The 15,416-nt window shown below is 38.7% G+C and carries 10 protein-coding genes; all 10 read right to left on the bottom strand.

Features of this window, described 5'->3' with window-relative positions; all coding sequences use genetic code 11:
- Positions 1–21 precede the first annotated feature (21 nt).
- The 10 genes from pepT to COCH_RS08135 all read right to left on the bottom strand — a co-directional run bounded on the left by pepT (position 22) and on the right by COCH_RS08135 (position 15,414).
- Positions 22–1,245 carry a peptidase T gene (pepT, locus tag COCH_RS08180; protein ID WP_009419357.1) on the bottom strand — a complete coding sequence of 408 codons (1,224 nt, stop codon included), beginning with the start codon at positions 1,243–1,245 and terminating at the stop codon, positions 22–24.
- Positions 1,246–1,286: 41 nt separating this feature from the next.
- Positions 1,287–2,030, bottom strand: a complete 744-nt coding sequence (gene lptB / locus COCH_RS08175; RefSeq protein ID WP_009410048.1) for an LPS export ABC transporter ATP-binding protein — start codon at positions 2,028–2,030, stop codon at positions 1,287–1,289.
- 6 nt (positions 2,031–2,036) lie between these two features.
- Positions 2,037–2,690 (bottom strand): hypothetical protein, encoded by a 654-nt coding sequence (locus COCH_RS08170; RefSeq protein WP_009410049.1) that lies wholly within the window; start codon positions 2,688–2,690, stop codon positions 2,037–2,039.
- 8 nt (positions 2,691–2,698) lie between these two features.
- The gene (tatC, locus tag COCH_RS08165; RefSeq protein WP_015782703.1) at positions 2,699–3,508 is read right to left on the bottom strand and encodes a twin-arginine translocase subunit TatC; all 810 of its coding nucleotides are present in this window, start codon (positions 3,506–3,508) and stop codon (positions 2,699–2,701) included.
- Positions 3,509–4,058: 550 nt separating this feature from the next.
- On the bottom strand, positions 4,059–10,862 hold the full coding sequence (locus COCH_RS08160; RefSeq protein ID WP_015782702.1) for a T9SS type B sorting domain-containing protein: 6,804 nt from the start codon (positions 10,860–10,862) through the stop codon (positions 4,059–4,061).
- Positions 10,863–11,076: 214 nt separating this feature from the next.
- The gene (gene glyA, locus COCH_RS08155) at positions 11,077–12,351 is read right to left on the bottom strand and encodes a serine hydroxymethyltransferase (protein ID WP_015782701.1); all 1,275 of its coding nucleotides are present in this window, start codon (positions 12,349–12,351) and stop codon (positions 11,077–11,079) included.
- Between the two features lie 102 nt (positions 12,352–12,453).
- The gene (locus COCH_RS08150) at positions 12,454–13,272 is read right to left on the bottom strand and encodes a ZIP family metal transporter (RefSeq protein WP_009417519.1); all 819 of its coding nucleotides are present in this window, start codon (positions 13,270–13,272) and stop codon (positions 12,454–12,456) included.
- 8 nt (positions 13,273–13,280) lie between these two features.
- On the bottom strand, positions 13,281–13,781 hold the full coding sequence (locus tag COCH_RS08145) for a GNAT family N-acetyltransferase (protein ID WP_015782700.1): 501 nt from the start codon (positions 13,779–13,781) through the stop codon (positions 13,281–13,283).
- Positions 13,778–14,572, bottom strand: coding sequence for a diaminopimelate epimerase (gene dapF / locus COCH_RS08140; protein ID WP_015782699.1), 795 nt, complete (start codon positions 14,570–14,572; stop codon positions 13,778–13,780). The genes COCH_RS08145 and dapF overlap by 4 nt, the downstream gene beginning before the upstream one ends.
- Entirely contained in the window at positions 14,572–15,414 is an 843-nt protein-coding gene (locus tag COCH_RS08135) for a phosphatidate cytidylyltransferase (protein ID WP_009417483.1), read from the bottom strand. Before COCH_RS08135 ends, dapF begins: the two co-directional genes overlap by 1 nt.
- Positions 15,415–15,416 lie beyond the last annotated feature (2 nt).

The following is a 15,416-nucleotide window of genomic DNA, read 5'->3' as shown; positions in this document are numbered from 1 at the left end:
TTGATAAATCGGCTAATTATATTATTTTTTTGCTACTAATTCAGCAATGCGAATAATCACTTCGGTAGCTTTTTCGAGGTTTTCTACGGGTACAAATTCGTATTTACCGTGGAAATTATGTCCGCCTGCAAAGATATTAGGACAAGGCAATCCCATAAAGCTAAGTTGAGAACCATCGGTACCTCCGCGGATAGGTTTAGTGATAGGGGTTATACCTAATTCTTTCATTGCACGTTCGGCTACTTCCACAATATGCATCACAGGTTTGATTTTTTCACCCATATTGTAGTATTGGTCTTTTATTTCGGCCACTGCCACATTAGGAATTTGCTTGTTAAGGTCGTCTACAATTTGCTGTACTACGGCTTTGCGTTTGTTGAAAAGGTCGCGGTCGTGGTCGCGGATGATAAGCTGTACTACCGTATTTTCTACATCTCCAGAAATATCAGTAATATGATAGAATCCTTCGCGACCTTCGGTACGTGCTGGAATCTCATCGGCTGGTAATGCATTGATAAACTGAGTAGCTACGAGCATTGAGTTTATCATTTTGTTTTTGGCAGTACCAGGATGCACGTTCTTTCCTTTGAAGTGAATTTTAGCCCCAGCTGCATTGAAACTCTCATATTCAAGTTCGCCTATTTGTCCGCCGTCCATTGTATAAGCCCAGTCGGCAGCGAATTTTTTCACATCGAATTTATGCGCTCCACGTCCTATTTCCTCATCAGGGGTAAAGCCTACGCGTATTTTGCCGTGTTTGATTTCAGGGTGTTGCACGAGGTATTCCATAGCGGTTACAATTTCAGCAATACCAGCCTTATCGTCAGCTCCTAAAAGGGTAGTACCATCGGTTGTGATAATGGTATTGCCTTTGTAGAGCAACAAATCCTCAAAATAAGAAGGTGATAACACTATGTTTTGTTCTTTATTGAGGACGATATCTCCCCCATCATAATTTTCTATAAACTGTGGATTTACGTTTTCACCAGAGAAGTCAGGTGATGTATCGAAGTGAGAAATAAAACCAATGGTAGGCACTGGGTAATCTACATTCGATGGCAACGTAGCCATCACGTAGGCGTTTTCATCTACAGTTACGTCTTGCAAACCAATAGCTTTCAATTCTTCTACCAATAGGTTTGCCATATTCCATTGTTTTTTGGTGCTAGGAGTTGTTTCGCTCTCAGGGTTGGACTGAGAGTCTATTTTTATATACTTAATAAAACGGTCTACTAAATTTTTCATTATATTATAGTTTTTAGTTATTTCTTCTTATTGTTAATTGGCTAATCTTCTAATATTTTCTTGCGTCTCAATTCAAAGTTTCTTCCAAGGTATACTTTTCTTACCATCTCATCAGCTGCCAATTCTTCAGGCACTCCTGATTTGAGGATTCCTCCCTCGAACATCAAATAAGTGCGGTCGGTAATGGCTAGTGTTTCCTGTACATTGTGGTCGGTGATGAGAATACCTATATTCTTGTCTTTGAGCTGTGCTACAATGCGTTGGATATCTTCCACCGCTATAGGGTCTACCCCTGCAAAGGGCTCGTCGAGCAAAATAAACTTCGGACTAGTAGCCAAAGCTCGTGCAATTTCTGTACGACGACGTTCTCCCCCTGAAAGCAAGTCTCCACGATTTTTACGAATATGTCCTAAGCCAAACTCTTCTATCAGCTCATCGGTTTTGCGTTGTTGTTCTGCCTTAGAAAGTTTGGTGAGTTGTAGGACACTTTTGATATTGTCCTCAATACTCAGCTTTCTAAATACCGAAGCCTCTTGTGCCAAATACCCAATACCGCTTTGAGCACGTTTGTACATCGGATAACTGGTGATTTCGGTATTATCCAAAAAAATAGTACCACCGTTGGGCTTGATGAGTCCCACTATCATATAAAAGGAAGTCGTTTTTCCTGCTCCGTTAGGTCCCAAGAGTCCTACGATTTCACCTTGGTTTACTTCCAGCGAAACGCCTTTTACTACTTTTCTTCCTTTGTATATTTTGATGATGTTATTTACTACTAATTTCATATAATCTTAAAACGAAAAGCGATAAGGCATTTCGTTGAGTTCTGTTTCTAAATCTACCCAATCGTGCACTTCGGTTACGATACTGTATACCATCTCTTCGGTAAGCACTTTCCCTTCGTAAAGGTCGGTAATGGTTTGTTCGCTCATTACTTCTTGCAAGAATCCTTCGTCGCCCAAGTATTCCACTGCCCATTCTTTGTATTTCATAGGGTCAGTAGAAATATACTCAAACTTATCGATATGTTCTTCCACAGGGAAGTTCTCTACACATTGCCACGTTTCGCCATCTAAAGAGTATATCACGAAAGGAATATCACTTTCTGAAAAGTTTTTACGATAGTACGGCAAGAACACCTTCGGGATACGCTTCTCGAAGTCGTGATTATCGCCTCCTTTGCTATCTTCGGCGCTCGAAGAGGGAACGATTAAGCAGGCTTTATCAATAAAATAAAACGACAGCGACGAACCGTCTTCATCTTCAAAGCCGTGCCCCCATTGGGCTTCATAGCCTTCATATTCTTCTTCATTTACTTTGTAGTAGGTGTGATAAACTTCAAACTCGTGACCACAAATAATCCAATCTAATACGGCTTCGCCTTTGCAAAGCTGTTTCAACGTTTTTACGTTGGGTAGGTGCTGTAAGTAGGTATTACAATCCATTAAAAATATTAAATTACCTTGTTTTGTTCTTTTTTTAAAACGTAAGCTGAAATAAAAATACTTATTTCGTATAAGAGCATTATCGGTATCGACACGATAATTTGGCTTACTACATCAGGAGGGGTTATAATTGCTGCAATGATAAGCACTACAATGACTGCGTGCCGGCGATATTTTCGCATAAAAGCAGGTGTTATCACTCCTAATTTGGTAAGAAAATAAACAACAATAGGTAGCTCAAAAATAATGCCACACGAAATGACTGACGAGCGTACTACCGAAATATAAGAGTTTAAATCTATTTGGTTTCTCACTTCGGGACTTACTGAATAAGACCCTAAGAAATTCACTGATAGTGGGGTGATGAGATAATAGCCAAACAAAACTCCTATAAAAAACAGCAAAGAAGCAATGAGAATAAAGCCACGAGCCAGCTTGCGCTCGTTTTCATAAAGTGCTGGACTGATGAATTTCCACACTTCATAAAGCACATAAGGAAATGCGAGAATCACTCCTGCCCAAATAGACGTCCAGATATGAGCTGAAAACTGCCCTGCCATTGTACGGCTTTGAATTGTAAAAGGCAATTGTTCAGCACAAAAAGTACTTTTAAATCCAAAAAGATGACCTATCTTACAGAACATTCTGTAAGTAAAGAAATCGCCATTCTTAGGAGCAAAGATGATTTGGAAAATAAAATCCTTACACACAAACGCTACCACACCCACTGCTAAAACAGCTATAATAGCACGTATCAAGTGCCAGCGCAAGGCTTCCAAATGGTCTAAAAAGGACATTTCATCTTGTGATGATTCCATCGTTGCTTTGTTGTTTTTATCTTTTATAACAAATTTGATGGTGCAAAGATAATAAATAATTCATAATTCACAATTAGCAACTAACTTTTTTAACTTACCACCAGTAATACCAGAAATACCAATAATCATCTTTGCCAGAGGTCGTAGCACGATGGGCAGGTGAATAAAGTAGTTGTACTTTTTAGACTTTCCGGGAAAGTTCGAAAAGACTCAGTGCTATCGAAGAAAAACGAAGAATATCAGAAGTGAGAATTCAGACAAAAGATAAAAGATGAGAGGTAAATTGGGTATGCTTAGCTTATAGGAAGCTTATAGGAAGCTTGAACGAATCTTGGAAGATAGATATACAAAGGGTATATAAAAAATTGATACTGAATAATTAAGAGTGAAGGAAAAAACGTAGTTTTGAGGGCAATAAAACGAAAGAAAAGAGAAGAGAAATTAGATATGAGCTACACAAACAATGTGAGCCACACAATATACTATGCAAAAAAGGCTGTTCAGCGAAATGCTGAACAGCCTTTTTTGAGGTTCTTTTATTTATATAATGCTATTTCTTAATGTATAACCAACCAACTAAAGATTCTTTGTTGTTATTACTATCATAATACTCTATCACGTAGTAATACGTTCCTTGTGGGAGCTTATCGGCTTGTTCGATAGTTACACGTCCGTTAGAGATACCTCTAAATACGCGGGTAACATTGTCATAACCTTCGGACTCGAATACTTTCACCCCCCAACGGTTATAGATACGTACCACATTGTTAGGGTAACGCTCAATGCCACCGATATGAAAATAATCGTTTTTGCCATCGCCATTTACCGACATACCATTGTAAGGCACTATCTTGTTCACTACATCGACAGTAACAGTAGCTGAAGCACAACCATCGGTGTTGCAAAGTTTATACACAAAGGTATCAGTGCCCTCAAAATTAGTATTTGGACGATATTCTATAGAACCATCTACATTCACAACTACTGTACCGTTAGCAGGGGTGGCTACCACATTAGGAGTTGTTGCTCCGTTAGGGGTATCGTTACCCAATACATTCACCACTACTGGAGTATTGATAGTGGTTGTAGAACGATCATCTACTGCTATTGGCAATACTGGGGTGGTGCTTGTGGTTGTACCACTCACTGTTACCACAATACTTGCGGTGCTACATACCGTAGGACTTGCTACGGCGCATATAGTGTAGCTTATCGTATGGATACCCACAGGGGTGTTTGGTGCTACCGTAATCGTTCCATTAGGGTTCAAGGTGAAGCCCGTAGGAGTTGCTGTATTCCAAGTAAGTGTTACAGAACTGATACTTGGATTTGGTACACCATTGAGTTTATCATTAGTAAGAACGCTTGGCGTAGTGCCGCCTACAATGCTTGTAATCGTAGTTACCCCATCGTTCACTGCTTCAATAGTCGTTGGCGTTACTACAGTAGGAACAAACACTTTTACAGTAGCTGTGGCTGTTGCACAGTTATCAGGGTTCAAACGCTCACAGATGCTGTATACTATCTCATAAGTACCCGATTTAGTGCCCGAAGGTACCGTAACAGTACCATTGTTCTTGAGCGTAGGCGTTTTAGTCGCTCCTACTACATCGGTGGTGGTAGTTACTACGGTAAGAATCACATCGGTGGTGGTTGGCGTTTTAGTGCCGAGTTTATCGTTATCTAATACCGTACCGGTGGTAGTTGTTGTACTAGTACCATTGGTTATTGTATAAGTATCAGCTTTGGCAACAATTGGCGTACTGCCTACTTTTACAGTAGCTGTGGCTGTTGCACAGTTATCAGGATTCAAACGCTCACAGATGCTATACACTATTTGGTAAGTACCCGATCTAGTACCCGAAGGTACCGTAACAGTACCATTGTTGTTGAGCGTAGGCGTTTTAGTCGCTCCTACTACATCGGTGGTGGTAGTTACTACGGTAAGAATCACATCGGTAGTTGTTGGCGTTTTAGTGCCGAGTTTATCGTTATCTAATACCGTACCTGTGGTAGTTGTTGTGCTAGTACCATTGGTTATCGTATAAGTATCGGCTTTGGCAACAATTGGCGTACTGCCTACTTTTACAGTGATGGTGGCTGTGTCGCAAACGGTTATACTATTTTCGGTATGACAGATTTTGTACTGAATAGTATAAGTACCCGATTTAGTGCCTGCAGGGACTGATATTTTACCTGTAGCGGTATTAAGTGTAGGTACATTGGTTCCTCCAGTAGCAGGGGTTACTACCGTAAGCTGTACATTGCTTGTAGTAGCTTGTGTCTCTCCTACCCTATCATTTTGCAATACATCAATCACATCATTAGCACCATTGGCTCCATTGATGATACCCGTATGTGTATCGTCTACAGCATCAATTTGCAATACTTTGATAGTGCTTGTTTTGGTAACGGTGTTGCCTAATGGGTCTTTACCTACAAAGGTAATAGTTACTATCGAAGTGTTACACCAATCCGTCGGTTTCACCGCAGTGTAGTTGTGGGTAAGGGTAGCCGTACCACAAGTATCGGTAACTGTAGCTTGGTTGAGCCAATTGCCTACAGTTGTTGCTATGTTAGCATCATCGCAAGCAATGGTTAAAGGTGCTGGTACAGTAAGGCTTAATGTATTGCTATAGATTACATTCACTACTGCACGGGCACTTTCACAACTGCCATTTCTCTGAGCTACATAGTAAGTATTACCCGCTACCAAAGGCGTTGTATTTGCCAAAGGTGTTGTGCTGGTAGCTGTAGCATACCATATTATATTAGCGCCTTGGGGTTGCAAGGAAGCTATGGTGGCATTACTACAGAAAGATTGGGTAGTTTGGGTAACTGTAGGAGTGACAGGACGCTGCAAAAGTGTAAAGGTTATAGGAGCCTTTTCACTCACACATTTTCCAATATCGCGAAGGGTGTAGTAATAAGTGGTAGCAGCATTAAGAACTGTGGCTTCTGCTTCCTCTACATATTTATTTTGAGCATTAAGTGTATAGATTTTCACTTCATTTCCCTGCAAGGCTACTTTCAAATCCCCTATAGTAGCATTGCTATTGCACAATGATAAAGAGACTGGCTGTGCTAAAGTTTTACCTCCTAATGATTTCGAAAGGTATATCCTTTCTTTTCTACTTTCACAAGTATCTCCTGTGTTTTTTATAGTATAGAAATATTCTATTCCTTCTGTCCAATCTATATCTTCATTATCATTAACTTCAGTAGATAGAACAGCATTCTGAGAAGATGTTCTTAATTTTTTATAGATTTTGATATTATCTCCTATTAACTTGGCTCTTATAGCAGACACTTTATCTTCTTCACATACGCTTATAGCTACTGTAGTAGCTATAGCACGATTAATATCGGCTACAACTATAATTTTCTGTCTAACTGACTCACATTTTCCTGCTTCTTGCAAAGTATACGAAAATCTATCAGTATTTAAAAATATTTTATCAGTAGGTTGTACCTGAGGAATATTATAAGGTCCAAAACTTTGATACAATTTAACTGTCTTACCTGCATACTTTGTTTGAAGGTAATTCATTACCACAGCATAAGTAGTGTAATAAGATAGGTTTTCCACCTCATAATCACATACTACTAAACTTTCTACTGGGAGTATAGAAGTTATAGGGGTGAGAGTAAGGTTTATATTAGCCGAAGGCGTTTCACAAGTACCCACTTTATAGGTATAAGTATACTGAATACCTGTTTGCAACAGATCATCGTTAGAAAGTAGGGTTGTACCCTTATAAACAGCTACTTTATTTACATCGGAAGTAGATGGCTTAGCAATTTCTTTCTTCAAGTCGGTTATGGTAGTTCCTTCACAAAGTGTTATGGTTTTATCACCTTTAGAAGATGAGGAAAGACGCATAATATTCACTTGTGCAGGTGAAGAAAAACAGAAACTATCACCTATATGTTTCCCTTTTATGTAATACTGATTATTCCCTTCGGATAGGGACAGCGATGGAGTGGTAATTCTATTCGTTTCATTAATTGCATCTACAGAAGTAGGATACCACTGAAACTCAAAGTTATTACCAAACATAGATGCTGTTATACCTGTGTTTGTGTTTTTAATAATCGTTTCAAGTTCTGCCAATGTTTTAGTTGCTTCACAAACATTTATACTTGTAGCATAGATTTGTTTATAAGTTTTTACTTCTAAAGTAGCTTCTGTTTGTGTAATCACGGAACCACAAGCCGATTTTATGCGGTATATAAAAGTATGTTTTCCTACAAGTGCCGGACTCATTTTTATCATATCTTTTAGTCCTAAATAATCCATCCTAGTAGTAGAAATCAATCCATCTTTATCAATTATATCATAAGAAACACCAGCCTCAAAAGAAGTAGGGACGTCTTTAAAGAGTTTATTTACATCATAAATATTATTAACACTATTGTTTTTCTCTTCTAAACACTCCACTCTATTAACAGCTATAGGAGCTTTATAAGTTTGGCTATAAGGAGTGTGAGTATTGAAACGGATAGTATCAAAACCATTAAGATTTTGCTCAATACAGCTTTTTACTGTAGGGTCAGTAATATTAGTGAGCGTTAGCTTCAAGCTAAAAGTATTGTCGAGATCGGCTTGAGTGAGATTGTTTATAATAAGCTGATTACTTGTACTCAATACAGTCGTAGGTTGATCATTGCGATACCACTGATAACTAACTCCACTTATTTGTGGCACTGATAGCACACCTTTAGAACCAACACAATAAAACTCTTGATTTTTTTGTACAGCAAAAGGAGCTATTTGTGAAAGTGTTTCTTCATAAACTTTCCCTTTACCACAAGAATCTTTCACCAGAAACTTATAACGAGCTTGAGGTTTAGAAGCATCTACATTGATAAAGAAATTGTTATCAGCATTATTCTGATACACAGAATTTGTAGTGCTACCATCTATCTCAGCTTCAGATAATTCATAAGTGTAAGGAGGCACTCCCCCTTGTGGAATAATGACTATATGATATTTTTGAGTTCCTCCTATTGCTGAGCAATCCATACGCACTCCTCTAGGCTGTTGCATTTCACCCTCGGTAAATTCATGTTCAGCTACCACACGGGTACACTCTTTTAATCTGTTTGTACTATTGGGTTGTATAGAGCGCAAGACACGATATTTTCCTTGTTGAGGACTCGGAATATTGAACTCAAATCTATCTCTTTTCCCATCAAGAAAAGTATCTCCTCCATAATAACCATAAGTAACAGATGCCCATCTATTTTCTTTAGTATCATAGCGTTCTAAAGTATACTCTATACCTTCAGCAAGTGAATAAGAAGTATTTCTTTTCACTATCAATTTAGGATTACAACCATCCTGCCACTCAAAGATAGTATTTTCAGGACCTCCAGTTTGCACTTTCAGAGTTTCTGTTTTATTACACGAGCCTGACCATCGCACATTGTAAATTCCTGCAGGGAGTTTTATTCTCCACTGTTGTTCTCCTGATCTATAGGTTTCGGTAATATCAATAGGCAATGTAATAGGCATTAAGGCACTATAGTCGGCAAAACGGCTATCTTTCTCATAAGAAATGATTTCAACTTTAGTAATGGTTCCATCAGTAGTATTTCCTCTTTCAAGCACTACTTCTTTCCAAAGAGAATTATTGTCAGGAGCTCCTGAAGGATCACTACAAGTGCCATAGACTTTAGCTTTTAATTCAAAACGCCCTTGAGAAGTAGCATAGCCGGTATAGCTAAGGTCTTTAGTAGTATTCGTACATTCATCTACCACTTTAAATTTGTAATCACCTCCTTCTTCTATAAACTTTGCAGGCAATAATGTTTTTTTACCATCAGTATTTTCAAAGAATTTCACCCATTTGTTTTGCAAAAGTGGATTAGTAGTTGTTATTTTATAAAAACCTGCTGCTTGATAATCAAATCCAGCAGGAGCATTTTCTAATACTGTATAGAAGTTCTTTAAATTTTGTACCTGATTACTCTTACTATTAGTAAGAACGAGCTTTTGGTTTCTACAATTAGTAGCAAAATCATCTTGAACAATACCTATACCTACCCCTGTAATAGGTAAAAAAACCTCTTTTTCAGCTTCAGGAATAATATTCTGTTTACCACAAATAGTATAAGTACCTTTAAGTTTCCATTTACCTACCTCATAAGAAATATTATTATTTGAAAGTTTGAGAGGTCTTAGATAAAAACTATTTTCTGTTGGAGTAAAATTTTCTTCTAATTCTTGCTTGTTATTCACTACAAAAGAGAAATGATACACCTTATTAGAAGGTGAAGTCATCTCAAAAGTAAAAGCGAGCGGATAAGGAATTAGGTTTTTTTCAACCATTTCTCTCGCATCTTTCACATAGAGTTCTGAGGTAAATGAAACCATATAAGGGCAATTCGCTTTAGGAGAAAAGCCGGTATGATTAATAACCTTGAAAACGCCTAATCTTTTTTCAACTTTATAAGTTTGAGTAGAAAAGTTACCACCACTAGTACCACAAACATCGTATACACGCACTTCATAAGTAGCACCTTCTTCTACATCTTTAAATATCGGAGAAGTTTGATTTTTTATCTCTACATTATTTTTGAGCAAAGTAAAAAATAGGGGATAACTGTTATCAACTGAACCTCCTGTCTTTCCTTTTTTAGTATCTACATAAATAGCTATTTTGCCAGTACACACATCGACTACACTACTCAATTGAAAATCGACGTGTTTAGTAAGCTTCTCTATTTTTACTTTTTGTGTATAGGTTTTACTATTGTCGTTCTTGTTTACCGCTTTTACTTCGTAGGTACCCGCATCTAAACTAGTATAAGAATGTCCTGCCAATTGCTCAAAATTGCCATTAGGCTTTTTGAAGAAGAAATTGTAATTGGCATTATCATCACCCACCATATTCATATGCACTGCTCCTGAGTGTGCACACCATTCATGTTCGACACTGAGAGAAAGTTTGAGTTGAGTATTGGGGGTAATTACATAATATCGCTTATTAACATCGCGATTGTCCAACGATTGATAAGCACAATCGCCGTTGGTAGCCCTAAATATAAAGCTCTGCTCAGTAGCTACCTTCCCTACTGGAATCTCAATGGTGAGTTCCTCAGGCATACCTGTATAAAGTTTGCTATAAGCAACACCAGTTGCCTTATCTATAAATGAATAGGTAGTACCTTTCAAAGGGTTTTTAATGAAGAATGAAGCATTACTGTCTTTGGTTACTTCTTTATGGTAATAAATACGGGTTCTTTCTAACCCTTTTAATACGTTTTCATCACACGACTGTGCTTGCCCTTTTACAAATAGAAATAGTAAAATAAATAGCGATAACCTAATAGTTAAATGTTTGTACATTTTGAGTTTTATAATTGTTTCGTTAGTGATTTTTGGGGTGCAAAAGTAGGGAAAATTTTTCACATGCAAAATATTTTGAGTAATATTTTCTTTTTCTTCTCAACTATTGTTACTTTTTCTACGAAACTGTGCAACAAAAAAGCTCTTACTAAATCCTAAAAACTTAGTAAGAGCCTATGTTTATACTTTATTTATATAAGTAGCCTATAATTTACTAATATGCAAACAAAGGTCTGTCTTCCATAAACATATTTACTTCTTCTGCTATTTCTTCAAGCACTTCATCATTATCTCGATTAGTAATCGCACGGTCTATAAAGTCGGCAATGCGTTCCATATCCGCTTCTTTCAGTCCACGAGTAGTGATTGCTGATACTCCTACCCTAATACCACTAGTTACAAAAGGCGAGCGGGTATCAAAAGGCACCATATTCTTGTTCACAGTAATATCTGCTTTACCAAGGGCTTCTTCTGCTTCTTTACCACTTACATCTTTATTGCGCAAATCAATAAGCATTAGGTGATTGTCAGTTCCTTTTGAGATGATATCATAGCCTTTTGCTAAAAGAACAGATGCTAATTTACGCGCATTCTTTTGCACTTGTATAGCGTAATAGAGAAAATCATCAGAAAGAGCTTCGCCAAAGGCTACCGCTTTTGCTGCGATGATATGTTCCAAAGGACCTCCTTGGTTACCTGGGAATACCGCACTGTCTATAAGTGACGACATCATTCGCACTTCTCCCTTAGGAGTCTTTATATCAAAAGGGTTCTCAAAATCTTTACCCATCAAGATAAGTCCTCCTCGAGGCCCTCGCAGTGTTTTATGAGTAGTAGTAGTTACAATATGGCAATATGGGATAGGGTCGTTCAAAAGTCCTTTGGCAATGAGCCCCGCAGGGTGTGCAATATCAGCAAAGAGGATAGCACCTACCTTATCGGCTATTTCCCTAAAGCATTTAAAATCGATATCACGAGAATACGCCGAAGCTCCTGCTACTATCATTTTAGGGCGCTCTCGTTCCGCTATTTCTAATATATTGTTGTAATTGAGTCTTCCTGTTTCCTTTTCTACCCCATAAAATACAGGTTCGTACAATCTACCTGAAAAATTAACAGGTGAGCCGTGTGTAAGGTGTCCACCGTGTGAGAGGTCGAAACCGAGAATTTTATCACCTGGTTTAAGACAAGTAGCATAAACTGCCGCATTAGCTTGCGAACCGCTATGAGGTTGTACATTGGCATATTTAGCACCAAAAAGCACTTTAGCGCGGTTAATAGCTATTTGCTCGATTTCATCAATTACTTCACAACCGCCGTAGTAACGCTTGCCTGGATAACCTTCAGCATATTTGTTAGTCAGTACCGAACCTGCTGCTTCCATTACTTGGTCACTCACAAAATTCTCTGAAGCGATGAGCTCAATTCCCAACTCTTGGCGCTCTCTTTCGTCTTCAATTAGTTCAAAAATATCAATGTCTCTTTGCATATTAAAATTATTTAATGTTTAATACTCTTCTCATTGCTTCTATTTCTGGGCAAATATATGTTTTTTTTCAGTATCACACAAACATCTGTAAAGAAATATTTGTTAGCCCAATACCACGTCCATTGCCATCATCACTACAAAACCTATTAAAAAGCCTATGGTAGAAACATCGGTGTTCTCATTTTGCTGGGCTTCAGGTATTACCTCTTCTATGACCACATAAATCATAGCTCCTGCCGCAAAAGCAAGAGCATAAGGGAGTATCGGAGTAAAAAAGAGTACTGCAAAAGCACCCAATACCCCTGCTATGGGCTCTACAATAGCCGAAAGCTGCCCATAAAAAAAGCTCTTACATCTGCTCACCCCCATACGTCTGAGTGGCATCGCTACGGCTATTCCTTCAGGAAAGTTCTGTAGCCCAATACCGATGGCAAGAGTTACCGCTCCCGCAATAGAGGCTTCGGGAATACCAGCGGCTACTCCTCCAAATAGTACCCCTACCGCCAATCCTTCGGGAATGTTGTGCAAGGTAATAGCTAAAATAAGCAAAGTAGTTTTTTGCCAATCGGTTTTAATACCTTCTGTTTGTTTGAAGTTGGCGTGAAAGTGCGGTAATAACTTATCTAATACATAAAGAAAAAGTGCTCCCATAAATATCCCTACCGTAGCAGGTAGAACCTTTATAAAGCCTTCACCTTCTGTCATATTAATAGAGGGTATTATCAAACTCCACACACTGGCTGCCAGCATCACCCCTCCTGTAAAGCCTAACATACCATCTAACACGGTCTTGTTTTCTTTCTTAAAAAAGAATACCACTGCAGCCCCCAAAGCTGTTACACTCCACGTGAAAATGGTAGCGTATAAGGCAGCAAGTATAGGGTTTATGGTCTCTAAATAAGTAATAATATCTCGTATCATTTTATGACTTATCTGAAAATATTTTGGTATAATAACATATCTTTATAAACTCCTTGACTGTAAAGCCAGTCTTTTTGTACACCACTGCAACAAAATCCTACTCCCTCAAAAAGGCGTATACTCACCTCATTATCCTCAGGAATATAAGCAATCAGTTGGTGTAAGTCTAAGTATTGTTGTGTATGAGCTATCAACTGTTGCAAGGCTTCTTTTGCATAACCTTTCCCTCGATAGACGGGCAAAAGAGCTATCCCCACAGCTGCTCTACGGTGCTTCGGACTAAAATCGTATAAATCTACACAGCCCATAGGCGTTCCCTCTTCAAACGCTATAACATAGCGATACTGCTTAGCTTCGTAAATATCCTGTTGGGCATTCCGTATATAATCTTGTAGCAAATGCTTAGCAAAAGGCAATTGGTTGTCACTTACCTCCCACAAACTCTCTTCATTTTCTAACTGATACAAAAAATCTATATCCTCAGGTTCTAACGCTCTTAACTTTATCATTCTTTACCTTTTAACTCCTCTATTGTTCCGTCAAACACGAATTGAGCACTACCACTCAAATAGATATTCTCATACCCCTCTCCTACTCTATCGAAAGCCACTTGCAAGTCACCTCCTCGAGTGTGCAGGGTAATCTGTTGTGCATCGGTTTCTCCTATGTGATAAAGAGCAATCGCTACGGCTGTAACCCCTGTACCGCAAGAGTAAGTTTCATCTTCCACTCCGCGCTCATAGGTGCGCACTTTAAAGCCTTTCTCTCCTTTGCTCACAAAATTCACGTTACTACCGCCCTGAGTAGCATAAAGTTCTCCATAGCGTATAGTAGCTCCTTCGCTTTTCACGTCTACGGCATCTACCTCTTCCACCCATTGCACGTGGTGAGGCGACCCTGTATTTAAGAATACGTAGCCTTTGTGTTCTTCTACCTCAGTTACATTTTTCATTTGCAAGCGCACGTAGCTATCCCCTTCAATCGTAGCACGATGCTCCCCATCTACAGCTATAAATAGCGTTTCGTGTTCTATAATACCCAATTGTTTCGCAAAAGCCACCACACAGCGCCCCCCATTGCCACACATCGTACTTTCACGCCCGTCAGAATTGTAATACACCATACGGAAATCATACTGCGGGTCGTCCTCAAGCAATATCAATCCATCGGCTCCAATACCAAAACGCCTATGACACAATTGTGCCACAAGCGTTTCGTTATTTTTAGGAAATACCCCTTTGCGATTGTCTATCATCACAAAATCGTTCCCTGTTCCTTGATATTTGTAGAATTTCATCATCAAAAAAGGTCAAAAATTAGTAGCGTTAAGTACGCAAAAGGCGAGGCAAAAATAAGGCTATCCAGGCGGTCGAGTAAACCTCCGTGTCCTGGCAGTATCGTCCCGCTGTCCTTTACCTTAGCAATTCGTTTAAAGCTAGACTCTACCAGGTCGCCTACCGCACCGGTAACCACCAAAATCACTGCCAATATAAGCCATTGCCATAGTGGTCTGCCACTGTAATACGAAATAGCCGTAGCGATAAGCATCGCCCCTATGAGTCCGCCCACAAAACCCTCAATAGTTTTCTTAGGCGAAATGCGCTCAAAGAGCTTGTGTTTGCCAAAGGCTTTGCCTGTAAGGTATGCAAAACTATCACTCGCCCATATAATACACAACAGTCCTATCATCGTAATTTGCGACTCGTTGTTGAATATATTCTGATAAAAATAATTAGGGTTCGGATTATTCTCATATTTGTAAATCAGAGGCATAAATATACAACCTCCTCCTATATACAGTAGGCTAATAAGCAGTTTAGTATTGTTACTTTGCTTGCGGATAGGCGTTTTTTCGTTGAAAAGCATCATCGTGAGGTATATATTGGCAAGCAAAGTAGCCAAAAGCAGGATATAAACCGAGAAAGGATAAGTTTTTAAGTGAATAAACAGCCACCAAACCAACAAAAAAAGCAAAAATATATGCAATTCCTTTAATCTGATAAGCCTTTTAAACTCAAATAAACAAATAATACCAAAGGATAAAAACAAGAAGTCAAAAGCATCAGCGTTGAGCATAATCGCCGATAGCAATAGAAAAACATAAATAAAGCCTGTAATAGTTCTTTTGAAGAGTTCGTTCATAA

This window comes from Capnocytophaga ochracea DSM 7271 (assembly GCF_000023285.1).
In the GTDB taxonomy this organism is placed as follows: Bacteria; Bacteroidota; Bacteroidia; order Flavobacteriales; family Flavobacteriaceae; genus Capnocytophaga; species Capnocytophaga ochracea.
This window is presented reverse-complemented; position numbering and strand designations above follow the sequence as displayed.